General features: G+C 59.2%; 21 protein-coding genes and 3 pseudogenes. 6 read left to right on the top strand and 18 right to left on the bottom strand.

The genetic code is table 11. The features are described 5' to 3' along the window. Nucleotides 1–6: 6 nt before the first annotated feature. From PH586_RS08335 to PH586_RS08400, 14 genes and pseudogenes are all read right to left on the bottom strand, one after another. Nucleotides 7–546, bottom strand: a complete 540-nt coding sequence (locus PH586_RS08335) for a nitrous oxide reductase accessory protein NosL (protein ID WP_271347296.1) — start codon at nt 544–546, stop codon at nt 7–9. Between the two features lie 64 nt (nt 547–610). After that, on the bottom strand, nt 611–1441 hold the full coding sequence (locus PH586_RS08340; protein WP_271347297.1) for an ABC transporter permease: 831 nt from the start codon (nt 1439–1441) through the stop codon (nt 611–613). Beyond that, on the bottom strand, nt 1438–2364 hold the full coding sequence (locus tag PH586_RS08345) for an ABC transporter ATP-binding protein (protein WP_271347298.1): 927 nt from the start codon (nt 2362–2364) through the stop codon (nt 1438–1440). Before PH586_RS08345 ends, PH586_RS08340 begins: the two co-directional genes overlap by 4 nt. After that, a complete protein-coding gene (locus PH586_RS08350) occupies nt 2361–3644 on the bottom strand; it encodes a nitrous oxide reductase family maturation protein NosD (RefSeq protein ID WP_271347299.1) in 1284 nt (427 codons plus the stop codon). The genes PH586_RS08345 and PH586_RS08350 overlap by 4 nt, the downstream gene beginning before the upstream one ends. 149 nt (nt 3645–3793) lie before the next feature. Next, entirely contained in the window at nt 3794–5668 is a 1875-nt protein-coding gene (gene nosZ, locus PH586_RS08355) for a TAT-dependent nitrous-oxide reductase (protein WP_271347532.1), read from the bottom strand. A gap of 113 nt (nt 5669–5781) precedes the next feature. Further along, a complete protein-coding gene (gene nosR / locus PH586_RS08360) occupies nt 5782–7896 on the bottom strand; it encodes a transcriptional regulator NosR (RefSeq protein WP_271347300.1) in 2115 nt (704 codons plus the stop codon). Nucleotides 7897–8331: 435 nt separating this feature from the next. Then, nucleotides 8332–9564 (bottom strand): annotated as a pseudogene (locus tag PH586_RS08365) (acyl-CoA dehydrogenase family protein); the annotation flags it as partial. Nucleotides 9565–9891: 327 nt separating this feature from the next. Beyond that, a complete protein-coding gene (locus tag PH586_RS08370) occupies nt 9892–10332 on the bottom strand; it encodes a CopD family copper resistance protein (RefSeq protein WP_271347301.1) in 441 nt (146 codons plus the stop codon). A gap of 10 nt (nt 10333–10342) precedes the next feature. Beyond that, nucleotides 10343–11731, bottom strand: a complete 1389-nt coding sequence (hemN, locus tag PH586_RS08375; RefSeq protein ID WP_271347302.1) for an oxygen-independent coproporphyrinogen III oxidase — start codon at nt 11729–11731, stop codon at nt 10343–10345. Between the two features lie 297 nt (nt 11732–12028). Further along, the gene (locus PH586_RS08380) at nt 12029–12727 is read right to left on the bottom strand and encodes an anaerobic ribonucleoside-triphosphate reductase activating protein (protein ID WP_271347303.1); all 699 of its coding nucleotides are present in this window, start codon (nt 12725–12727) and stop codon (nt 12029–12031) included. After that, the gene (gene nrdD / locus PH586_RS08385; RefSeq protein WP_271347304.1) at nt 12724–12891 is read right to left on the bottom strand and encodes an anaerobic ribonucleoside-triphosphate reductase; all 168 of its coding nucleotides are present in this window, start codon (nt 12889–12891) and stop codon (nt 12724–12726) included. Before nrdD ends, PH586_RS08380 begins: the two co-directional genes overlap by 4 nt. Nucleotides 12892–13079: 188 nt before the next feature. Beyond that, on the bottom strand, nt 13080–15107 hold the full coding sequence (locus PH586_RS08390; protein ID WP_271347305.1) for a ribonucleoside triphosphate reductase: 2028 nt from the start codon (nt 15105–15107) through the stop codon (nt 13080–13082). Between the two features lie 504 nt (nt 15108–15611). After that, nucleotides 15612–15782 (bottom strand): annotated as a pseudogene (locus PH586_RS08395) (LasR-specific antiactivator QslA); the annotation flags it as partial. Nucleotides 15783–16096: 314 nt separating this feature from the next. After that, entirely contained in the window at nt 16097–17059 is a 963-nt protein-coding gene (locus tag PH586_RS08400) for an integron integrase (protein ID WP_271347306.1), read from the bottom strand. Between the two features lie 561 nt (nt 17060–17620). On the opposite strand from PH586_RS08400, the gene PH586_RS08405 reads away from it, so the two are divergent. The 5 genes from PH586_RS08405 to PH586_RS08425 all read left to right on the top strand — a co-directional run bounded on the left by PH586_RS08405 (nt 17621) and on the right by PH586_RS08425 (nt 21077). Continuing rightward, a complete protein-coding gene (locus PH586_RS08405) occupies nt 17621–18580 on the top strand; it encodes a hypothetical protein (RefSeq protein ID WP_271347307.1) in 960 nt (319 codons plus the stop codon). Nucleotides 18581–18673: 93 nt separating this feature from the next. Then, the gene (locus tag PH586_RS08410; RefSeq protein WP_271347308.1) at nt 18674–19750 is read left to right on the top strand and encodes a hypothetical protein; all 1077 of its coding nucleotides are present in this window, start codon (nt 18674–18676) and stop codon (nt 19748–19750) included. A gap of 88 nt (nt 19751–19838) precedes the next feature. After that, nucleotides 19839–20234: a hypothetical protein gene (locus PH586_RS08415; protein ID WP_271347309.1), complete on the top strand. Its 396-nt coding sequence runs from the start codon at nt 19839–19841 to the stop codon at nt 20232–20234. 150 nt (nt 20235–20384) lie between these two features. Then, nucleotides 20385–20738 carry a hypothetical protein gene (locus tag PH586_RS08420; RefSeq protein WP_271347310.1) on the top strand — a complete coding sequence of 118 codons (354 nt, stop codon included), beginning with the start codon at nt 20385–20387 and terminating at the stop codon, nt 20736–20738. A gap of 93 nt (nt 20739–20831) precedes the next feature. Continuing rightward, on the top strand, nt 20832–21077 hold the full coding sequence (locus PH586_RS08425; protein ID WP_271347311.1) for a hypothetical protein: 246 nt from the start codon (nt 20832–20834) through the stop codon (nt 21075–21077). A 392-nt stretch (nt 21078–21469) separates the two neighbouring features. Here PH586_RS08425 and PH586_RS08430 read toward each other — a convergent pair. Continuing rightward, nucleotides 21470–21592, bottom strand: a pseudogene (locus PH586_RS08430) (IS110 family transposase); the annotation flags it as partial. Between the two features lie 190 nt (nt 21593–21782). Here PH586_RS08430 and PH586_RS08435 point away from each other — a divergent pair. Continuing rightward, nucleotides 21783–22262 (top strand): cyclic nucleotide-binding domain-containing protein, encoded by a 480-nt coding sequence (locus tag PH586_RS08435; RefSeq protein ID WP_271347312.1) that lies wholly within the window; start codon nt 21783–21785, stop codon nt 22260–22262. A gap of 130 nt (nt 22263–22392) precedes the next feature. Here the strand turns inward: PH586_RS08435 and PH586_RS08440 are convergent, their stop codons facing one another. From PH586_RS08440 to PH586_RS08450, 3 genes are all read right to left on the bottom strand, one after another. After that, nucleotides 22393–22701 (bottom strand): hypothetical protein, encoded by a 309-nt coding sequence (locus PH586_RS08440; protein WP_271347313.1) that lies wholly within the window; start codon nt 22699–22701, stop codon nt 22393–22395. After that, nucleotides 22698–23177 (bottom strand): hypothetical protein, encoded by a 480-nt coding sequence (locus tag PH586_RS08445; RefSeq protein ID WP_271347314.1) that lies wholly within the window; start codon nt 23175–23177, stop codon nt 22698–22700. The genes PH586_RS08440 and PH586_RS08445 overlap by 4 nt, the downstream gene beginning before the upstream one ends. Before the next feature lie 90 nt (nt 23178–23267). Beyond that, a complete protein-coding gene (locus tag PH586_RS08450) occupies nt 23268–24239 on the bottom strand; it encodes a prenyltransferase (RefSeq protein WP_271347315.1) in 972 nt (323 codons plus the stop codon). Nucleotides 24240–24367: the final 128 nt, after the last annotated feature.

Genomic DNA, 24367 nt, shown 5'->3' on the forward strand with positions numbered 1-24367 from the left:
TGGCAATCAATGCATGGCCGCAGGTTGCTTGGCGGCGGCCTGTTGCAGCACGTCCTGGTCGATCTCGTCGAAGCGAAATACCCGGGCGCCGTGGATTGCGGCCAGTTTGCGTGCCGCCTGTTCATCGGCAAACGAGGCTAGCACCGCGCCCATGGCGCCCTTCAACCCGCTGTCGGCGAGACCGACCACATAAAAGGCGCTGGTGGCATCGATCAGATGACTGTCATCGGGCTTGGCCCACTCGCTGCGACCCATGTCATGCACGTAGAGCTTGGCCGTGCCAATACGGTTTTCCGGTTGCAGCCACCAGCCGAGCATCTCGGCGGCAGAGCAGAACTTCTTCACCGCGGTTTTATCCACGGCCTCAGCCTTGGGCCCGGGGAAGTCGCTGATGATCATGCCGCACACATGGCACTCATCACTGGGGTGAAACGCCACCGGCCCCAGGCTTTGCTGTTGTTCCTCGGGCTCGTTGCAGGCCACTAGCACCAGGCTGAGCAGCAACACCAGCAGGGTTCGCGCCGGGCGTAGATAGAGGTTGTTCATCGTTGCTAACTCCATAGCTGAAACAGCCCTTGAAGGGTGCGTCGTACGCACGGACTAGTCATAGTCACGTCGGCCGGCGCAGAAACAGCCAGTAGGCGACCAACAGCGGTACCCCGACCCACAGCAGCAGGCACGACCACAGCAGCCCCCCGGCCACCGGCAGATCGCCGCCCAGCGCCATCACCCCGGCCGCACTTCCTCCGCTGGCGAAGCCGGACAGGTTGATCAGCCGGTAGACGTCAGTCGGATTGAGCAGCAACAGCCAAGGCAGCAGATCCGGGTTGAACTTGCCCTCGCTGAGTACCAGCAGCGCCAGCAGCGCCAGGTCGAACACCAGGACGAAGAGAAACCACACGCCCAGGGCCAGCCCGGCGGCGCTGGATTTTTCACTGACCTTGCTGCTCAGTACATAGGCCAGGGCGAGGAACCCCCAGCCGAGCAGGGTCGAGGACAACATGAAGCGGCCGAAGGCCCAGATCAGCAGGCCCAGCTCGACATCCTCGACCAGCACGCCGATGGCCAGGGCCGCACAGCCGAAGCCGATCAGGGTGGCCAGCGCCAGAATCAGGCCGTGGCCGACGAACTTGCCGAGCAGCAACTGGCCGCGGCCCAGGGGATAGGTCAGCAACAACATCAGGGTGCCGGCCTCGTCCTCGCCGACGATGGCGTCATAGGCCAGCAGCAGCGCGATCAACGGCACCAGAAAGGTGGCCAGGCTGGCCAGGCTGGCGATGGTCGCAGGGATCGAGGTGAAGCCCAGTTGCCCGGAGGCCGCCGCACCGAGCCAGGCGATGCCCACGGCCAGCACGGCGAACAGCAGGCTGATGGACAGCAACCAGCGATTGCGCAGGCCGTCGCTGAGTTCCTTGCGGGCGATATTCCACACCTGATTCATGCTCTGCCCTCCGCGCCCGGCACAATTCCCGCTCGCTCCATGTAATAACGATAGAGGTCTTCCAGTGATGGCTGATGGATGTCGATGTCCTGTGCCTCGCCCTCGCCGAGCAACTGACGCAGCAGTCCGAGTTTGTGGCCGTTGATGGCCACCACCTCGACTCCGTCTACGCCGACTGAGCGCGCCTCATGCCCGGCGGCGTGCCAGCGTTGCAATAACTGCGCGCTCTGCTTCAGGCCACTGGCGCGAATCACGGCCGGCAGACCGGCCTCTTCGCGCAGGCTGGCCAGGCTGCCGACCGCCTGCAGGCGACCATGGGCGAGAATCGCCGCGCGGTTGATATGCGCCTCGACCCCAGGCAAGACATGGGAGCAGAGGATGATGCTGGTGCCCTGCTGACGCAGACGGTCGACCAGCTGATAGAGATCCTGGGTGGCGATGGGGTCGAGGCCGACCGTGGGTTCGTCGAGCAGCAGCAGACGCGGCGCGCCAAGCAACGCCTGGGCCAGCCCGAGACGCTGGCGCATGCCCTTGGAGTAGGTTTTGACCCGCCGATTCATGGCCTCGGCCAGACCCACCTGCTCCAGCAGTTCGTCCACCTGCGTCAGCGCGGCGCCCTTGAGGCGGGCGAAATGGCGCAGGGTCTCGCGGCCACTGAGTTGTGGGTAGAAGGTCACGTTTTCCGGCAAGTAACCGAGTGTACGGCGCACCTGCGGGTCGTTTGGCGAGCAGCCGAGCACCCGCACCTGCCCTTCGCTGGGCTGCAGCAGGCCGAGAATCAGCTTCATGGTAGTGGTCTTGCCGGCACCGTTATGGCCGAACAGGCCGAGCACTTCGCCTTCGCCCAGGCACAGGCTCAAGTCGTGCAGCACGGTCAGGCTGTCGTAATGCTGGCGCACGCCTTCGATCTCGACGGCATTCATGGTGTTGGCTCCTGGCTGGCTAGCGGCAGATCGGCGCTCGGGATTTGCATCAGCGGGTAGCTGTCCTGCACGCCTGGCGACTTGATCACCGGAAAGGCCCGCTGTACCCAGCGCAGTAATTCGATGCTCGGGCTGTTCATCAACAGACGCACCTGCGGGTACAACCACAGCAGGCGGTCGACGTTGTCGTTCGGCTCATAGGCCACATCACCCACCCCATCGTCATTGCGGTCCCAGCCCAGGTAGTCGCTCCAGTAATTGCCGCGCCCGTCCAGCGACCATTCCTGGGTACGGGTGGCGACATACTTGACCTGCTGCTGGTTACCGACAAAGGCATTGCCGGCGATGCGGTTGTCTTCTGAACCTGCGGTCAGGTGGATACCCAGGGCGCTGCGCTCGAAGTGGTTGTGCTCGATGCTGTTGAACAGCGAGTTGTAGATGAACAGCGCCTTGCCTTCGGCACCGGAGATCATGTTGTCGCCGGTCGAGCCGCTGCGCACATCGCTGACGAAATTGTCGCGTAGGGTGGAATAGGTGATGTAGTTCATCAGGATGCCGTAGTTCTCGTCCTGCTCGGAACGATTGCCGATTACCGTCAGATGATGGCTTTGCATCAGCGCATAGCCGGTGCGAGTGCGCCGAGTCAGATTACCAAGCACCTGATTGTTGTTGGAGAACATGTAATGAATGCCATAGCGCAGATCCTCGAGGGTGTTGCCTTCGAGGCGATTGCCGTTGGACACGTCGATATAGATGCCGTCGCGGGTATGCCAGACATGATTGCCGATCACTTGGGCGCCGCTCACGGAAAACAGGTGAATGCCGTTGCCGCGATCCTGGGAGCGGATGCGTTGATCGCCCTCGATCTGATTATTGATGACACTGACGTTCGCGGTGCCATCGACCCATATACCGAACCCCGCCCCCACCAACTGACTGTCGCGCACCTGGGCGCCGCTGGCCTGGCGCTCGATAAATACGCCGGAATTCAGGGCCGTCAGGTCTTGGCCCCAGTTGCGCAGCGTGCAGCCCTGGATGCTGACGTTGGCAGCCTGAATGGTCAGGGCACTGCCCTGGCCCTGAGCGTCGATGATTGCGCCGGGCGCGCAACTCAGGGTCATCGGGGTGGAAATGCGAAACTGTCCGCGGTATTCACCGGCGGGCAGTCGCCACTGTGCTTCGCCCACGGCCTGCAGGGGCAGTGTGGCTAAGGGTTGTGCCAACGCCGCGGACGAACCGAGGAGCCAGCAGAATAGGAGCAATGCCCACTGGCGTGGCATTGCGCGTCTTGCTTGATGGAACGCTAAGTCGTTAGTGATACGGATAGCCAATTACCTGTTATCAAGTAGCGATGACCAGCAGCCCGCCACCCGCCAAGGCAGCCACAGGCTGCGCCGTCGCCCCGCAAAAGCAGGACGACGGTGCGGGTTTATGCCGGTTCGACCAGCATCCGCCCGACCATTTCCATGTGCAAGGCGTGGCAGAACCAGCTGCAGTAATACCAATGCACACCGGGCTTGTCGGCGATAAAGGTGATGGACGAAGTTTGCTGTGGGCTGATTTCCATGCTCACCCCGTGATTGACCATGACGAAGCCGTGCGACACGTCCTCGATCTGATCGATATTGGTGATGGTTACCGTGACTTCGTTACCCTGCTTGACGGTGAATTCGGTGAGGCCATAAGCCGGTGCCATGGAGGTCATGTACACGCGGACTTTGTTGCCATCGCGGATGACCTTGTTGTCGGCCTCCAGCTTGATGCCATCCTTCTTCGCCCGTTCGACGGTCGGGGCAAAGAAGGGATCGTCACGGCTCCAGATTTTCTGGGTCCTGACCTGGTCGCGACGAATCATGGTGCAGTCATGGGGTTCGGCGAAGGTCGGGCCGTCGTGCACCAGCTTCATTTCGTCGCCTGAAATATCGATCAACTGATCGTTCTCCGGGTGCAGCGGGCCGGTTGGCAGGAAGCGGTCCTTGGAAAACTTGCTCAGTACCACCAGCCACTTGCCGTCTGCATCGCGCGTTTCGCACAGCGAGGCATGGTTGTGTCCGGGCTGGTAGTGCACATCGAGCTTCTGCTTGATGTAGTTGAGCTTCTCACCCTTGTAAGCACGCACCGCCTCATCAATGTTCCACTTGGCTACCTGACTGTCGATAAACAGCGTGGTGTAGGCATTGCCGCGGCCGTCGAAGGTGGTGTGCAGCGGACCCAGACCCAGCTCAGGCTCACCCACTATCACTTCACGGGGGTCCTTGAACTTGTCATCGAACAGGTCGTCGAGCTTGTCGATAGCGATGATCGAGCAGGTTGGCGACAGCTTGCCGGCGGCAATGAAGTACTTGCCGTCCGGCGAAGAGTTGCAACCATGGGGGTTCTTCGGCACCGGGATATAGCGAGTCAGCTGCGAACCTTCGCGACCGTCAACCACTGGCACCTTGGAGTCGCCCAAGGTGATGAACTTGCCCGCCTTAATGTCCGCTTCGATGCGCTCGATGTTGAACACCACCACCCAGTCGCGTTCGTTGCGCATCATGCCGCCCAGATCGATGGCCTTCTCCGAGTTGTAACAGGTGGATGCCACGTACTTGCCGGTGTAGTCGGCATCGGTGTTGTCCAGGTTGCCGTCGACAATGACCTGGAAGGCCATTTCCATCTTCTCTGCATCAATGGCGTTGAACATGGTGTAACTGTCTGGCGAATCTATCTTAAAGGTGCTGCCATCGTTCGGGTGCGGAATGATGAACTCGGCGTTGGCGAACACGTACTTGGTATAGGGCACCTTTTGCAGGCGCAGGCCGTGGACAGCCTGAACGTTGGGTACGGTCAGGATCTTGTCGCACTTCATCACATCCAAACGGATGCGGGCGATGCGCGTGTTGGCCTTGTCGTTGATAAACAGGTACTTACCGTCGTAGCGGCCATCTTTCATCGAGAGATGCGGATGGTGACAGTCACCGTTCTGGAACTTGGCGCTGTCGCCGAGGATGTGCTGGCTTTCGTTGGTCAGGCCCCAGCCGGTGGCAGAGTCGACGTTGAACACCGGGATGCGCATCAGTTCGCGCATGGATGGAATGCCCATCACCCGCACTTCGCCCTGGTGGCCGCCGCTCCAGAAGCCGTAGTAGTCATCCAGCTCGCCTGGGCCGACATGAATCTTCGATTGTGCATCCTCAACTGCCGCGGCCCAGGACTCGCGGGTCATCACCGCGCTGCCCAGCGCGGTGGCGCCGACCAGTGCCGCGCCAGTCATGGCGCTGGCACCAAGGAAACCGCGGCGGCTCAAGCCGGTCTTTTCGAGCATTTCGACCTGCTGCTTGGCATCGACTGCCGGCTTATTCTTCGACTCTTTATCGCTCATGGGTTGTGCTCCTTGACTGGATAAATACGGGCTGTCGAACGGCCGCGCTCAGGCGCTTAGAGGGCTCGCTCAGGGATGACTACTTGCACTACGGGGATCAGCTCGGCGCTGGCCGGCGCCTTCTTGCTGCGTTTCTTCTGCTTGAGAATCAGCGGCGGGCACTTGTCGTCGTTGTGGTAGGTCATCTGGCAATCGAGGCAGTAGTGGCACTCGTTGGCATTGATATGGCCGTCGGGATGAATCGCCTGGATCTCGCACTCCTTGGCGCACAGCTGGCAGGGGTTGCCACATTCCTTGCGCCGCTTCAGCCAGTCGAACAGGCGGAATTTGCTCGGAATGGCCAGCGCCGCGCCCAGTGGGCAGATGTAGCGGCAGTAGACCTTGCGGGTGAAGATGTTGATCACCAGGAGGATCACCGCGTAAAGCACGAACCACCACTGACGGTCGAATCTCAGGGTGATGGCGGTCTTGAACGGCTCCACTTCGGCGAAGCGCTCGGCAGTGGCCAGCGATTCCAGGGAGAGGCCGAACAGCAGCAGGAGGATGATGTACTTGATCGCCCAGAGCCGCTCATGCAGCGCGAACGGCAACTCGAACTGGCGGATTTTCAGCTTGCGCGCGGCCTCGTTGATCAGCTCCTGCAGGGCGCCGAACGGGCACAGCCAGCCGCAGAACACGCCGCGGCCCCAGAGCAGGATGCTGGCGGCGGTGAAGGTCCAGATGATGAAAATGATCGGGTCGGTGAGGAACAGCTCCCAGCGGAAGTCCTGCACCAGGGCATGCACGAAGGTCAGCACGTTGACCACCGACAACTGGCCCAGGGCATACCAGCCAATGAACACCACGGTGAAGATCAGGTAACCGCGGCGCAACCAGTGGAGGAAATGCGGGCGCCGGGTGAACTTGTCCTGGAGGAACAGGATCACCGTCAGCAGCAACAAGGCGACGACTATCACGCCGATCTGGAAACTTTTCTGGTACCAGATATTCAGCCACAGCGGCCGATTGGCTTCTTCGACGGCAGCCAGCTCGGCGGTAGTCGGCTGTGGCCGCTGGAGATACTCCTCGGGCATCTGATAGGGCAGCTCGAAACTGCTGAAGATGCCGCTGATCGGCCCGGTCTGGCGCTTCACCAGCAGTTCAAGGGCCCAGGGCGAGCCTGGATCGAATCCGGACGGCTCACGCACGATAAAGATCGCCATCTCGCGGAAATCCGGCATGCCTTCGGCATAGACATCGCTCAGACGCTCGAAATCACGATCCCGAAAGCTGATGGTTTCACCGAACTGGCGCAGCTGCACCCGGTCGAAAATGCCCCCGCGCACGTAGCCCGAACCTTTGAACGAATACTCGCCACTGCCGAGGACGGCAATCGCCTGCTCACCGGGTTCAAGCGTCTGCATGAGCAAACGGTACTGATTGTCACCCAAGAGGTTGCGGCCGATGGTCGGCGCATTCAGGTGAGCGGTGTAGAGGTCGATAAAGGTGTCGTCAACCTGATCGGGCGCCGCCTGGTCGACGCCTTCCGCCTCGCTGCCCTTGAAGGCTTCGTCGACCTGGCCACGCGTCAGGTGCAGGCGGCGGATGGCGCCATTACCGGTCAACTGGGCCCAGTCAGCAGGCTGATAGAGATCTTCGCGTACCGTGGCCGGCTGCTGCGCCATTCCGGCATTCTCTTCGACCAGACCCAGCGACACCGCTACCGCGTGGGCAGAGCGCATGACTATCTCATTGACCACCATGACCGTAACGGTGGCGCCAGTGACCGCATCGACAGTCACTGCATCGGGGTCACTGGAACGGCCGACCACCACCCGCCGGTTGACCTTGACGCCCTGATACTTGGCGGTGAAGGCGTGCAGCTTGGCAATGGGAATGCCGACCAGCAGGATCGGCTCGTGGTGCTCGAGCACATAGGCGTCCTGAATCACGCCCGCGGTGTCGAGGATCACCTGCATGTTGATCGGCTTGCCGGAATAGGCCGGAATATCGACCACATCCAGGCTCTGGAACACATAGCCGAGCACCTCGTCGCCACGCGCCAGGGTGCGTACTTTGAACTCGCCTTGTGGCGCGGAAACGCTGTCGACCGCAGGCAAGGTCTGTTCGATGCGTTGTTGCTCGATGTCGCCGTAGCTCTTGGCCTGCACGCCCTGGAAGGTTGCAAACATGCATGCGAACAAAACCGCGACAGCCACCCCCCATGAGCGCCAGGCACAGTGCAGGGAGGGGGTGCTGTTCATCATGGACCGGCTTTGGCGGTTGGATCGAACAACCACCGTAGCACCGGTAGATGAACCATGGGGGATTACATTCGGCAGCTGACAGGTTTGCATATGACTTATCCGCCTTAGGCGGCTAGGAACGTGCTGTCATGGTAGGGGATGCATGCCCTCTCTCCCCTTGATCAAAATCAAGTTGCGACATCCTGCCGCGGGGATGCGCACACCTTACAGCGCCTGATCGGGCTAATGCATCGGGCCATTGGTGCGCATGGCGCACCCGCTCTGCGCCAGACCCCAGGGTGCGGCGCGCGCACCCGGTCGCGCTAACGCAATCCGCAGTGTCTTCGGATAATAGCTGACAAAATCGATCACATCCTGTGTGGTCAGATACGCAGCGCTCGCCCCGCGCGTGGCTGCGCTGGCCTTGAGCTCCAGGCGGGCGATGCTGCGCAGGTGCACCTGATCGGGGCCGTCGGCGAAGCGCAGGGCGCGGCCGGTGGTCCACATGTCGGCCAGCGGCGTGTCCGGGGTCAGGCCCATGGCGCCGTAGACCTGCATGGCGCGGTCGACCACGCGGGTGTGCATGCCGGGCACCAGCGCCTTGATCATGGCGATTTCCTTGCGCGCGGCCTTGGCCCCCACCTCGTCGATCATCCAGGCGGTCTTGAGTACCAGCAGGCGCGCCTGCTCGATCTCGATGCGCGACTCGGCAATCCAGTCGCCGATGTTGGCGTACTGGTGCAGGTACTTGCCGAAGGCCTTGCGCTCCTGGCAGCGTTCGACCATCAGCTCCAGGGCCAGCTCGGCCATGCCGATCGAGCGCATGCAGTGGTGAACACGTCCGGGGCCAAGGCGCGCCTGGGCCATCATGAAGCCAGCACCCTCCTCGCCCAGCAGATTGCCGATCGGCACCCGCACATCGCGCAGCAGTAGTTCGCTGTGGCCTTCCGGGGCGATATGGTTCATCACCGGGATATTGCGCAGCAGCTCCACCCCGGGCGTGTCGAACGGCACCAGGATCATGCTCTGCTGCCGATGGGCGTCGGCATTCGGGTCGGTCTTGCCCATCACGATCAGCAGCTTGCAGTCAGGGTGCGAGGCGTTGGTGATGAACCACTTGCGCCCGTTGATCACGTAGTCGTCGCCGTCGCGACGGATCAGGGTCTGGATATTGCTGGCATCCGATGAGGGCACATCCGGCTCGGTCATGGCGAAGGCCGAGCGGATTTCGCCGTCGAGCAACGGCGTCAGCCAGCGCGCACGCTGCTCGGGCGTGGCGAACAGGTGCAGCAGCTCCATGTTGCCGGTGTCCGGCGCGTTGCAGTTGAACACCTCCGAGGCCCAGGAAACCCGGCCCATGATCTCCGCCAGCGGTGCGTATTCCAGGTTGCTCAGGCGGGTGCCCGGCTCGTCCTCGCCCAGCGCCGGCAAGAACAGGTTCCACAGCCCTTCGGCGCGGGCCAGAGCCTTGAGGTCGGCCATGAAGGACACCGGAAAATGCCCGGCGCCGACCTCGGCGTGCCAGGCGCCGATGCGCGGCACGACATGCTCGTCCATGAAAGTGCGCAGCTGCTGACGCAGTGCTTCGGTGCGGGGGCTGTAGGCGAAGTGCATGGCGAACCTCGTATCGATCATGGGTTGAGGTTTCACGTTAGGCCGGCCTGCGTTTGCAACCAAGGATCTTCCATGGCCTGAATCGGCGGCCAATCACGCCCGTCCACCGCTGCCGAATCTTGACCGGGATCATCACGGCCAGCGACAAAACTGCTAACGGCCTGCCAGAGAAAACCAGCAGCCAGGGCGTCAGCCGCGCCCCTTATGACGCCCGCCACGATGGCTATCGCTGCGCTCAACACCATCCTACGGATCACTGCTCAACCCGGCCTGGAGTGGACATCGGCTCTTCTAGGATGTGGTCTGCGTACGTGTCGAGCGACTGGCTCACCAGTGGATATAGAACATCGCCTTGGCCAGCAGGACGATGCCGAGCATCTGCCCCAGCACCGCCCAGTGCAGCTTGCGGTACAGGCTCGGGGTCATGCGGCCAGAGCGGAGCAGCATGGCGACCAGGCCGAAACTGAAAAACACGGTGACGGCCAGCACGATCTTCAGGCTGAGCAAGGTGGCGAAGCTGCTGGCGAAGGGATCGCTCAGGGCCTGGCGGTGCTGCCAGGCCAGGCCGATGCCGGCGCCATAGACCAGCAGCACCACCCAATGCAGTACCGTGCGCGTGCGTTTGCCGAGGGCCTGTTCCAGCTCGCCCAGCGCGCCAGGCGCAAGCTGCGGCTTGACCTTGGCGAGGATGACCACCTCGAAGAACAGCGTGCCGATAAAGGCAATGGCCGCGAGCAGGTGTACGACATGCAGCAGCGAATAACTCATGGCGGCCCCTTCAAACCGTGCGCGAGAAGTTGCCCTTCTGTTCGCTGCCGAGGTAGGCGTCGAAGGCCATGGCCACGCTGCGCATCATCAGGTGGCCTTGCGGCAGCAGCACCAGGGCGTCGTCGTGGATCTCCACCAGGCGATCAGCCACATGCTCCTCGAGGGCCGCCAGGGAGTCGGCGAAGTAGTCCTTGAAGTCGATCCCGTGACGCGCCTCGACGGTGGCGAAGTCGACTCGGCCATGGCACATCAGGGCGCTGATCACCTCGCGGCGCAGCAGGTCGTCGGCGTTCAGGCGGTAACCGCGATGCACCGGCAGCAGGCCCTGGTCGAGGCGCGCGTAGTACTGCGAGAGCTCCTTGACGCTCTGGCTGTAGCTGTCGCCGACGTTGCCGATCGAGGACACGCCCAGGCCGATCAGGTCGCAATCGGCATGGGTGGAATAGCCCTGAAAATTGCGCTGCAGGGTGCCATTGGCCCGCGCCAGGGCCAGTTCGTCATCCGGCAGGGCGAAATGATCCATGCCGATATACACGTAGCCGGCGTCGGTCAGGCGCTTGATGGTCAGCTCCAGCAGTTCCAGCTTGCGCTCCGGCGGCGGCATGTCTTCGCGGCGGATCAGGCGTTGTGCGCGGACCATTTGCGGCAGGTGGGCATAGCTGTAGGCGGCGATCCGATCCGGGCGCAGGGCGATGATCTTGCTCAGGGTGACGTCGAAGCTGGCCACCGTCTGCAGCGGCAAGCCGTAGATCAGGTCGACGCTGACCGACTTGAACTGCGCCTCGCGCGCGGCGGCGACCAACGCATAAACCTGCTCCTCGCTCTGCACGCGGTTGACCGCCGCCTGCACATCGGCATCGAAGTCCTGCACGCCGAAGCTCAGGCGATTGAAGCCGAGCGAGCGCAAATGCTGGATCTGTTCGGTGCTGATGGTGCGCGGGTCGACCTCGATGGAGAACTCGTGGTCGTCGCTGTCATCCAGGTTGAACGCCTGGTGCAAGGTCGCCAGCAGGTCGGCCAGTTGTTCGCTGGTCAGGTAGGTCGGCGTGCCGCCGCCCAGGTGCAACTGGGTCAGCTTGCGCGTGCGGTCGAACAGTGCCGCCTGCATGGCGATTTCGCGCTTGAGGTAGGTCAGGTATTCCACTGCGCGGTGGGTCTTCTGGGTGATGATCTTGTTGCAGGCGCAGTAGTAACAGAGGCTCTTGCAGAACGGGATATGGATATACAGCGACAGCGGCTTGGGCGCGATCGCCTGGTTGCTCGCCGCAACGGCGTTCTGATAATCGTCCATGGCAAACGCCTGATGGAACTGCGGCGCGGTGGGATAGGAGGTATAGCGCGGCCCCGGGCGATCATACTTCTCGACCAGCGCGCGATTGAAGTTCAGCGATTGGTCCATGTGCGACCACCTCGTAGCGTGAATAGGAAAACCACGACTGCGCCTAGCGCAGCGCCCTGCCCGCGTGGGTAGCCGGCAATAATGCCGCCATTGTAAGGGGCGCCGCCGGCGCAGCACCTGACGAGAGTCAATTCTCGCGCACAAGCGATTGCAGCCAGGCGCCATGCACCACTGTTGTCGAGGGGGCCGTAATACTGACTGTTTAGCGGCCGTGAGCTAACCCAGAACCCCGCCCGCCTCTCGCCAGCGCGTTGCAGCCATTAACCTGGACAGCGCCTTGCACAGGCGGCGCGCCAATCAATGATCACGCAGCTCGAAATGCGTGAACAGTTGCGCCAGGCGCCGCCACAACTCGCCCGCCTCCTTCGGCGTCGCGGTCATGGGCAGATCCGGGTCGAGCATGCGCGTGCTGCGCACTATCTGCACGGCGAAGCGTTCGACGCCGAAGGCATGCAGGCGCTGGCCGATGCGCCACAGGCGCTCGACGTCCAAAAGATGCCAGTGCACGGTGGTGCGGCACTCGTAATCCACGCCGCTGGCCAGCAGATGCTCCAGGCTGCGCCAGTTGGCCTTGCCGCTGCCGCTGACCCCGGTGATCAGCTCGGCATCCTCGGCCAGGGCCTTGATGTCGAAACCAACCCAGTCCGCCGCCTTGACTGCCCAGGAGAACGCCCAGGGCTTGATCCCCGCACTGTGCAGGCCGACGCGAAACCCCATCCGCCGCACCTGTTCCATCGCCGGCACCAGGCCACCTTGCAAGGTCGCCTCGCCGCCACTGAACACCACGGCCTGCAACAAGCCCTGACGCCGTTCGAGGAAGTCCAGCACCTGCCACCAGGGAATCTCCTGCTCGCCACGGGCCGTGATCAGATCCGGATTGTGGCAATAGCGACAGCGCCAGGCGCAGCCCTGACAGAACAGCACACAGGCCAACAGCCCCGGATAGTCGAGGGTGGTCAGGGGCACCAGGCCCCCGACCCGTAGCGCCCTGCTCACGCGGCGCTGACTCGCGCCGCCGCTTCGGTGAAGTGCTGGCGTTCGCGGTGCTCGGACTGCTTGCCAGGGTTGAAGGCGGTGACCGGGCGGTGATAGCCCATCACCCGGGTCCAGACTTCGCAGCGCTGGCGTTGTGCTTCTAGGAGTTGCGGAGTGCTGTGCATGGTGTCGCTCCTTGCTGTGGGGAAACGGGAAACTCTAGCTTGGTCGATCAACGCCGCCCCAGTGGGCGCGGCGCAGGTGCGTCTAAACCGTAGGGTGGGTTAGCGGTGCCGAACTCCGGAGAACGAGCTAGCGACTAAGTTGAGCGCCGCGTAACCCACCACCCGGCCGTCAGGCCGGCAGTGACGAGTCAGCCACCGACCTTCTCGGCGCCGCCCGGCTGGGCCTGCTTTTGCAGCAGCGCCTCGTCGCATTTCGGGCAGAACTCGTGCTCGCCATCCAGGTAGCCGTGGGTCGGACAGATGGAAAAGGTCGGGGTGATCGTCAGGTACGGCAGGCGGAAGCGCCCCAGGGCATTGCGCACCAGTTGCTTGCAGGCCTGGATCGAGGAAATCCGTTCGGCCATGTACAGGTGCAGCACGGTGCCGCCGGTGTACTTGCACTGCAGCTCGTCCTGCAGTTCCAGCGCCTCGAAGGGATCGTCGGTGAAGCCCACCGGCAATTGCGAGGAATTGGTGTAGTACGGCGCCTCGGCACTGCCGGCCTGGAGAATGTCCGGGTAACGCTTTCGGTCTTCCTTGGCGAAGCGGTAGGTGGTGCCCTCGGCCGGCGTGGCCTCGAGGTTGTACATCTGCCCGGTTTCTTCCTGGAAGCGCACCAGGGTGGCCCGCACATGGTCGAGCAGGAGCAAGGCGAACTCGCGGCCCTTGGGCGTATGCATGCCTTCCTCATCGCCACTGAAGTTGCGCAGCATCTCGTGCATACCATTCAGGCCGATGGTCGAGAAGTGGTTACGCAGGGTGCCCAGGTAACGCTTGGTATAGGGATAGAGGCCGGCGTCCATGTGGTGCTGGATCACCTTGCGCTTGACCTCCAGGCTCTCCATCGCCAGCTCCATCAAATGGTCGAGGCGCTTGAGCAGGCCCTGGGTGTCGCCCCTGAACAGATAACCCAGGCGTGCGCAGTTGATCGTCACCACCCCCAGCGAGCCGGTCTGCTCGGCCGAGCCGAACAGGCCGCCGCCACGTTTGAGCAGTTCGCGCACGTCCAGCTGCAGGCGGCAGCACATCGAGCGCACCTGATTGGGCTGCATGTCGGAATTGAGGAAGTTCTGGAAGTACGGCAGGCCGTAGCGCGCCGTCATCTCGAACAGGCGATCGGCGTTCTCGCTGTCCCAGGGAAAGTCATGGGTGATGTTGTAGGTCGGGATCGGAAAGGTGAACACCCGGCCCATGGCGTCGCCGGCCTGCATCACCTCGATATAGGCGCGATTGATCAGCTCCATCTCGGCCTGCAACTCGCCGTAGGCGAAAGGCATTTCCACCCCGCCGATATAGGGAATCTGCTCGCGCAGGTCTTCCGGGCAGACCCAGTCGAAAGTCAGGTTGGTGAACGGCGTCTGGGTGCCCCAGCGCGACGGCACGTTGAGGTTGTAGATGAACTCCTGGATGGCCTGGCGCACCTCGGCAAAACCCAGGTTGTCCTTGCGCACATAGGGCGCCAGGTAGGTATCGAAGGAGCTGAAGGCCTGGGCCCCGGCCCACTCGTTCTGCAGGGTGCCGAGGAAGTTGACCATCTGCCCCAGGGCACTGGACAGGTGCTTGGGCGGACCCGCCTCGACGCGCCCGGGAATCCCGTTGAAACCCTCGTTGAGCAGGCTGCGCAGCGACCAGCCGGCGCAGTAGCCGGCGAGCATGTCCAGATCATGCACATGCAGATCGGCCTCACGATGAGCCAGACCGATGCTCTCGCTGTACACCTCGTCCAGCCAGTAGTTGGCCGTGACCTTGCCCGACACGTTGAGGATCAGGCCGCCGAGGGAATAGCCCTGGTTGGCGTTGGCGCGCACCCGCCAATCCTCGCGCGACAAGTACTCGTTCATCGACGCCGCCACATCCACCAGCGCCTTGCGATCACGGCGCAAGCGGCCATGGCGCTCGCGGTAGACGATATAGGCGCGTGCGGTCTGGTAGAAACCGGCCTCCATCAGCACCCGCTCGACGCGGTCCTGCACCTGCTCGACATCGATACTGGGCAACTCCAGCAGGCGCAGCAGCACCGCTTCGGCCAACTCCCCCGCCAGCGCCTCGTCGAACTCGCCACTCGCCGCGCCCGCCGCGATGATCGCCTGACGAATCTTGCCGAGATCGAACGCGGCGATGCTGCCATCGCGCTTGCATAACTGCTGCGGGTGAAGGGCTTTAACCGGGCTGAGCATGTCGCCTCCTGACACTACATATAGATATTTATTTATCTGAAACCACAATATGCAGTGGAGATTATGCGAAATAGGCCCTGTCTGGATTGACCATGATCAAGAATCCAGAACACACCAGCACGGCAGCCTGATCCTCGTAGGGTGCACCACGCGCATCGGTGTGGGCGGGCGCCAATCAGCGGGAGAGGCCCTGCCCCTCCGCCAGCCAGGCGCAGTTCGCCGTTGCCGCAAACCGCGCAGCGCGGGCGAACAGAACGCATAAATCGGAATTGGCAGTGGCCGCCGTGGTGCGCAAACAGCACGGGCGTATGACGCCCTTACTGCACCGCCACCTCGCTAAAGCCCCCATTCCAGGCAGGGAGCACAATCACATGCTGACGATCTGGGTGCTGACTCGCAGGAAAAAGCCTGATTGGGCAAGAACCTGCACAACTTCAAGTGCGGCGGCCTCGCCACAGCTCGCCAAGTATCGGCGTACTGCCTGCGGCGAGTAGCCCCCTACGTTTAGAGGTTCAAGCAGGTTCGCCGGGCCTGGTGATTGCCACCGAACGGCGAGCACAAGCGCTGATGCACCCAGCTGAGAAAACCGACCTCGAAGGCCCGCCGCTGCGCTGCCGAAGGCAAGGCGTCGCGTTGCAGTATCAGGTCGGCCCACAGCCAGCCGGTGTTGTCGTTACCTAGCCAGGTCTAATGCAGGCTCCCGGGGTGTGCCTTCCCTGCCCTCTGAAGCCTTGGCTTGGCTCGGGCTACACACTGCACTATGCTCGACCAAACCAAGGGACTGTCAGCCAACCCCGCCTATTCGGAAAGGATCGCCGTCACTCCCTGCCTTTTTGTCATGCAGTCGCCAGCCCCGTTATGCGCAGGGGCGGCGGTAGCCTGCCTGAGTCACCGCTAACGGCCTGTCGGACTCGACCGTCCGAGTAATAGGCCACACGGGTTTCTCTGTGAAGGTTTGCAGGGTAAAGCCTGGCTGCCCCCTGTGCTGCTCAACGATCCAGCGGACTCAGCACAGCCAAACCGCCGCGGTTGAGTACGTGGGTATAAATCATGGTCGTCTTCACATCGGCATGGCCCAGCAACTCCTGCACCGTGCGTATATCCTGGCCGCTTTCCAGTAGGTGGGTAGCGAAGGAGTGCCGTAACGTGTGCGGGGTGGCCAGCTTGATGATACCGGCCTCCTTGACCGCCGCCTTGAAGGCACGCTGCACCCGCTTCTCGTCGAGATGATGGCGGCGCACCTTGCCACTGCGCGGATCTCGCGATAGACCGGTGGCAGGAAAGACATACTGCCAAGCCCACTCCATCGGAGCCTTCGGGTATTTCCGTTCGAGCGCGAAGGGCAGATACACATCGCCGCGCCCAGCCTGGAGTTCCGTCTGGTGGATGGCCCTCACCACGGCCAGGTGTCCTTGCAACAGCGGAATCAAGCTCTGGGGTAGCATCGTGACCCTGTCCTTCATTCCCTTACCGTCACGGATCAGGATCTCCTTCCGGACGAAATCCACGTCCTTGACCCGCAAACGCATGACCTCCATCAAACGCATGCCCGATCCATACAGCAGACTGGCAACCAGCCAGAGCTGGCCTTCAAGACGCGACAACACTTGCCGAACCTCGGCAATGCTCAACACCACGGGTAAACGCACAGGCTTTTTAGCCCGGACGACATCCCCAAGCCACGGCAGATCCAGCTTGAGTACCTGCTTGTAGAGGAACAACAAAGCAGCCAGCGCCTGGTTCTGCGTGGATGCGGAGACATCTCGGCGCACAGCAAGATCGGAAAGAAACGCCTCGACTTCAGCAGCCCCTATTTCCAGCGGGTGGCGGTAGTTGTGAAATCGAATAAAACGCCTGACCCACTCGCAATAGACGCGCTCTGTCCGAATCGAGTAGTGTTTGAGGCGAATCTGCTCACGCACTTGATCGAGCAACCGGGGCTTTCCGTCCATGGTGTATAACTCCCTTATACGGTCATCCGACCGCTGCAATGCCTAGCCTAGACAGGGATAGACGAGAGGACAAGGAATGTTATCCACCACGATCATAAAAGCGTTATCACACCAATTGGTGTCTATTTATAGTTAGGCTCTTTATGAGTACGTACACGATCATCTGGGAATATCGCGGCGGGACATACATAAAGCAGGTGACTGCCCAAACTACAGAATTGGCACTAGTAGCATGGTCACAGGCTTTAACATCCGGCGAAATTTCTGGTATCGGCACAAAGCGCTTGGCCAGTCTAACAAAAGAAATAGCTGAGGGCATAGGTGACATTTATGTCCCAATCGCACTTACAGGGCTAACCAATGCGTGGTGTGCTGGAATGCTATATGGCGGCATACTAAATATAATAAAAACCGACACGTCACCATGAAAGCAACTAAAATCTTGGCTAACCGCCTAACAATACGCTCAACTATCGCTCACTCTGTTCGCTGGACGTCCAAAAGCTACGCTTTTGGCCGCCCGTTAGCTTAACCGTTATGCATCAAGCTTAGGTTTTGGCCATGGCAAATATAAGAACCCTAATTAGTTCATTCGGCGCCTTAGAGCGCGGCTTTAGAGCGGATGATTTAAAGCTGTGCTTTCTTTGGTACGACGAAGTAATGTTTGAGACAGTGCGGCACGACGATGAAGACGCCGAATTAACTCGATTAATTAATGGTGACGAATTAAGTCGGAGTGAACTGCACACCATATCAGATGTAATAGTTCCGGTTACGCGAAGAATCTCCAAGGACTTAGCAAAAAAAATTACTGCTATGGATATTAGGGGGTTTCCTAGGTGGGGTGAGAATTATGAAAATTATACTTACCCAAGCCCACAGACCCCGGAGCAGTATGCGCACAATCAACTGCTGAGAAAGATAAAGCGCGAATGGGGAACCATTGAGGATATTGGTGTCGAGCATGCTGAGGGTCGTGCTCGTGTTGCTGTTGATGCTGTGAGTCTTTGGCGAGATGTGAATCTGGAAGTGCCATGCATGCTGCAGGCAAACAATGATGAAAAAAGCGCAATCGAGGCAGTATGTTTGTTCAATGCACCACCAACCACAAATATAGTTCCATACAAGCTTTTTGAAATTAGCATCCCATCACTAGAGCATGTTCCATGGTCGGAAATCGTACGCATCAAAAGGCAAGGAAATTTCGGCAATATGCGCGAATCCTTGCATAGAATTGTCGAGTCATCTAACGAAGACCTAGAGCTTGCAAGGAAATTGCTTTCGGATTCGGAACAAATAGCAACATCCGAAATAATTGACCGGTATCGACCCAACATAAAATCGGCACTAGCCGAAGCTCTTTGGTCAAACATTCCAAACATTCCATTTGTGAACCCTATTGGGGTTTATTTTGGCGCAAAAAACGTGCATGCAGAAAAACGCAAGAAACAAACATTTGACTGGTACTATCTTCTGCGTGACATTCGCACAGCCGCTAATATGCATAAATGTGACGCATAACAACTGGTTCAAACCGTTCGCTTCGCTCGCTGGGACGGGCTAAAGCCCGCCCCTTAACCAAACGTTAGGCCCCCTCCTTTCAAAGGTGCTCTATTGACTTCCGCATCAAAAAACAAAAAAGGAAGGTTTCTACCAAGCACCTTTGATAGTGCTCATGATTTATGCTTTGTAATTCATGATGTCATGGCACAAATCATAGTATCAGGTGAAGAAGGGAATTTCTTTACCACGGAAATTAAATTCAATAGCGATGAAGAGCACAAGTCCCTTGAAGACGCTGATGATATTTTTTCATGGCTCGAAAAAGAAAATCGCATAAATGATCGCGCTAGTATATTAAAAGCCACAGTATTGCCCGCAGTGCTATCAGACATGATGCATTGTGTATTTGAGTGCCTAGAAAGCTCCAGAAAAGCCAAGCTAGGCATTTCTTTTATGCTCATACGGAAGCCATTACAGGAAAGCCTTTATTTACTTGAGTCCATAGTGCTTGATGAATTAAATTTCTCTGAAACATTAGCGGCTGATCCCCTGAAGCTTAGGTCGCAAAATGCAGGAGGTGTTTCAGGGCATGCCAAGCGCATTCAAAAAGTTCTCGACATTATTGGCGAATCATCTCGACTAGATGCCGAATACATAGCGCAGCTCAGATATGACAAAAACAACGATGATAGTTTTGATGGAGTGTGTAATCACGCCATGCACCTATTTACAGAGCACAAAGCGATTCGTACAGAGCGACTAAATATTAATTTTATCTTTTCTGGCTGGAGTCAAAAGATCACACAATGGAGCTATCTATATAGCCGGCTCCCATACTTGCTTTTCTATACCCACAAAATCGTAGAGTACATTGTGGCAAGCATAGCTCCAACCAGCCAAGACTATCTAGATGACATTCAACGACGTATATCATCCTCAGTCATGCTGTGGTGGAGAAATGTTGATGATTGCTATAAATGCGAGAAATTAAGTCTTTTTGTTAAAGCAACTGAGCGCTGGCTAAATTCACACTGCATTTCATCTGGCTATCGACTACCAAACGACAGCGATTTACTTCGCATGACCACAACCGGAGCGTATCCAAGTGAAAACATCACGTCGCTCAAAAAACGAAATTTAAAATATAAGCTTCACGCATTTATAAATAAAATAATGGCAAAACATTAGCCTAACAAGCGGTTCAAATCGCTCGCTTCGCTCACTGGGACGGGCTAAAGCCCGCCCCTTAACCAAACGTTATGCCGGACCCAAAGACATGAATCGCAAGTATCTGAAGATAACTTTAATCTCATTTCTCATAGCCCCTTTCAACGTATCAGCAAACCAAACAGGCTTTAGCCCTGAACCATTAGCAATCGCGAATATAAACTGCGCTGCGTTTTATACAGCCGCACAAGTATTGATTAAGCCAGAAGCCAAGAAAGAATACGAGTCAAAGTCCAGCATACATCACGCCTTATCATATCGTTTCAGCTCATCACAAGAAAACATATCAAACAACCTGAACAGCGAAACTCAACGCCAAATTATCGAAGCCATATCCTTAAAAGAACAAGCGCAAGCTGTAAAGTTTTTATCCGAGAACTCAATTAAGTGCAAAACAATTGAGATCCACTCCAACGCAATACTAAAAAACAATAGCCAACACTAAGAAAGTGAATTTTTCAATTTTTGGCTACAACAACTATTTCACCAATAAAGTTCACTAGCGCATAACAATCGGTTCAAATCGTTCGCTTCGCTCACTGGGACGGGCTAAAGCCCGTCCCTTAACCAAACGTTAGACCTACAAGGAAGTCCTATGAACGTCCAAGATTTTATTAAAACCGCTATAACGGAAATTGTGGCAGGTGTTGCTGAAGCAAGAGAGGCGGTTGCTGAATATGGTGCCAGTGCAGGGTCTGACAGAGTTTACGGATACACAAAAGACAATAAAATAATGACAGACGCAGCCGGAAGACAAGTAACTGTCGTGGAGTTTGACATTGCGTTAGCCCAAACCGATGCTACTGACACAAAAGGTGGTATCGGGGTTTTCCTGGGTACAGTTGGCTTAGGATCTCAAGGCTCATCTCATGGCGAGTCATCAACCCACTCCAGAATTAAATTTAATGTACCTATTGTTCTGCCAGGCAAAGGGGGTTCGTCAGTCTAACAACTGGTTCAAATCGCTCGCTGCGCTCACTGGGACGGGCTAAAGCCCGCCCCTTTACCAAACGTTAGGTCACCGCTCCATTGAGGATCGCAAATGGTCTTAGCAAAGACGCTCTGGCAAGAAAAAAACGAACAGTGGGTCAGACTTGCATCGGCTTTCTATTCAATGGCGCACAATGACGAAAAGCCTTGGCGAGAGCTTCCAACCTTTCTACGGGAAACTGACGTTGGTTTGATATGTGAGGAATATTTAAACAATCAAGACTCTGATCTGATCCACCAAGCTGGAGAATTGTTGGCAGGCCCTCAATGGTATGCGGCGCTGGGACGCTCCCTATAAAGCTGCGTCTAGAAGGTGCAACTGTAATACGCAAGCTATGCGCCGCACTCCAACCTCGCCAATTTCAGCAGATCTCGCCATTCGACGAATCAAAATAACGAGCTTCATTGTATTCAACCTAACAAGTGTATATGGACTCTCCCCACAAGTAGTGAGCAAAGCTTTGCTTTTGCACCTGTCGTCAGCGCGGTGGCATTCGTATATCCGGCCTGTTGTGGGCTTTCCGCCCTGGCCATTCTGTAGTTCGCGCAGCGGGGGCCAAGCGTTCAATCGATCACGTGGATCATGATTGTTATTGGCCTTGTTCCGCTGCAGGACTCGCCTGTTCCGACAGTGTTGCTGATCACCCCAACCAGCAGAAAACCATCCCCCCTTGCTGATCACCCTCGCCGTCAGGCGGGCCTTGCGCTTTGCCAGTCACCACTGAAACGTCGCGCATGGCACCACACCGCCCAGCAGATCCTGATCGATTTGTTGGCCAGGGCCTTGTCGTGGTCCCTGCGCGCCGCCATTTGTCCTGCGCGCGCCATCAAACGGCTATTGCCGTCGGCCTGTCAGCGCCCAGGCGTATACTGGCAGCAGGCATGCCGGCAACCGCTCAGCGTTAGCGAGTCTGCTACCGGGCATGCCCTGATGACGGCGATCACGCCGCTGCCTTGTGACCTTGATGCCGCTCCAGCACGGAGGGAGGGCAGGTGCCATCACATGCAAACGCTCGAGCTAGCTGCACTGGACACAATCCTTCCTGCCGATGCCTTCAAGCAGATGTCCGCCTTCGGCGCCCTTTCGGACAGTTTTGTCGAGCAGGTGCTGGCCAGCGGTGAATTGCTCAAGCTGGCGCCGGGGGAAAACCTCTACCGCCAGGGTGATCGCGCCGAATGCTTCTACGTGATTCTGCAGGGGCAAATGGCGATCTATCAGGACAGCGAGACCGGTCGGACAATCACCCACACCGGCTGCGCCGGGGAAAGTGTCGGTTTTCCCGCCATGCTGGCGATGCGTCCGCGGCTGCTAAGCGGCGAGGCGGTCAGCGAATGCATCGTGCTGAAGATCACCAGCCAGGCGCTGGCCAGGTTGCAGGAGCTGGATAGCCCGCAGTTCGGGATATTCTTCATCAACCTGTCCCGGGACATGAGCCGTTTCCTGAGCTACTGCATCATCCGCCCTCCCGCCGCAAGTGCCTGAACGGCACGGGCAACCGCCCGTTGCTACTCAAGCCGTCCTTCGCCGCCAGCAGTGATACAACCGGATCAGCCCAGCCAGGCGACAGGACTGCTGTTGGCGTTCTTGGGCGCAATAAGCAAGCGGCCCGGCCTTAAACGAAAAAGCCGGCAATGATCAGGCTGCTCAGTACCACGCTGCTGGTAATAATGGCGCTGAGCACATTGCCACTCCATCGGGCGCCGAAGCCGATCTGCGCCAGCGCCCAGCCGAGCAGCACGAATACCAGCAGATCCAGGATGCCATGGCTGATCCAATGATGGCCGGTGGCGGCTTTCATCCAGGCGAGAAGCGTATCCTCATTACGCTCCTTGGCGACCACCAGAACAGCGCTCAGCAGGCTGGTCACGGCAAATGCCAGGGCAAAAGAGACGGTGTACTTACCGATGCCGGTGTCTTTCATGGCGACATCCCCGTGATGGTTTTGCCCAGCAGGGCGAGCTTGGCCCCCATGCTGACGATGGCGCCGGCGCCCTCCATGCTCAGGCCGAGCAAGACAATCCAGGCGGCCACCCAGAGCACCAGCACGCGTACCTGCGACCTGCCTGCGGTCAAGCCGAATGCGGCGATCGGCAGATAGGTCGACAGCAGCAGCAGGCTGAAAAACAGGTGCTCTTTGGTTTCCATAAAGAAGCCATGGGCGAATGGCCAGGGACCGGCGTTGATCAGGGCCTTGTCTGCGCCGTAATAGCGCACGTACCAATACCCACCCAACAGACAGCTCAACCACATGAGCAGCGCAGCCGCCAGGCTCACCATCCTGATGCGCCACTGGCTGGCCTCGCTGTTATTCAGGGTTTCGGCGAACACCCAGACTGAGGCGAGGATCGCAAGGGCGCCGAAGGTGGGATGCAGCAGCAGGATCAATTCTTGTGGCATTGGTATGGACCTTGATGCGCAGCGATTGCCCAGGCCCGCCGGTGCGGGACTGTCTAATAAAAACCATAGTTAATGAAGGGTTTTATGCAATCACGCTGGCACCAATAGCCAGCCGCTCAACCAGACTCCGCCGAACGCATGGATCATCAGGGTCAGCTCGATGCTGCGCTTCAACCGGCGTTGCCCAGCCACGCCCCCCAGGCTGGCATAGATAGCCGCCATCAGCAGAACGGGATGCGCAACGAGCACCGCAAGCGGCAGCCAATGCAAGCCCACCACCGTGGCAATCGCGATCAGCGCCAGTATCTGCAGCAGGATAAGGAGCACGACGGTGCTTGTCGGGCCCAGGCGCACCACCAGTGTTCGCTTGCCGGTCGCCGCATCTGCTGCTTGGTCCGGTACCTCGTTGATTAGCAGGATGGCCATCGCCCAGCAGGCAACCGGCACGGACAGCAGCAACGCGCTCAGCGCCGTGTCCGGACTCTGCAGCCAAGCGGCGCCGACAACGGGCAGTACGCCAAAACCCATGCCGACTGCGGCCTCCCCCAGACCGCGAGCACTCAATTGCAGGGGCGGTGCCGAGTAGGCTATGCCCAGCGCCACCCCGACCAGGCCGAAGCCCAGGACAGCAATACCCTTCTCCAGTATCAGGACTGCGCCGAGCAGCACGCCGAGCAATAGCAGGACAACGCTCCAGACCGCCATCGCCCGAATACTCAGCACGCCGTTCTGGATGAAACGCGAACCGCCGGTGTAGGGGAAGATCCGCCCGGTATTGATGGGGTCGCTGCCGCCAAGGTCGTCGAACACGTCGTTGAGCACGTTGACCGACGCATGCACGCAGGCCGTGGCCGCGACCGCCAACACCAGGGCGGAGAGATCCAGCTCGTCCGCGGCCCGATAGCCCCAGCTGGTGCCGACCAGTACCGGCAGGATCGAGGCCGTCAGGAACATTGGCCGTGTCGCCTGCACGTAGCGGCGGATTACCGTTACCGGATCGCGCCCGCCGAGTGTCGCGGGGGTCGGTTCGCCAGGGCCAGGCTTTTCCAGCTCGATGGTCATCGTCCGCTATCCAGGTCAGGTTCGCCGCCGCAGCCGGGCACAAGACTCAGCCCTGGCCCGGCTCTGCGGCGGGCCCTGCTCGGCTGAACCCAGCGTAGCCGCTCATTCCAGGCCTGACTATTCGCTCG

The sequence above is a fragment of the Pseudomonas aestuarii genome, from assembly GCF_027988105.1.
GTDB classification, from domain to species: Bacteria; Pseudomonadota; Gammaproteobacteria; order Pseudomonadales; family Pseudomonadaceae; genus Aquipseudomonas; species Aquipseudomonas aestuarii.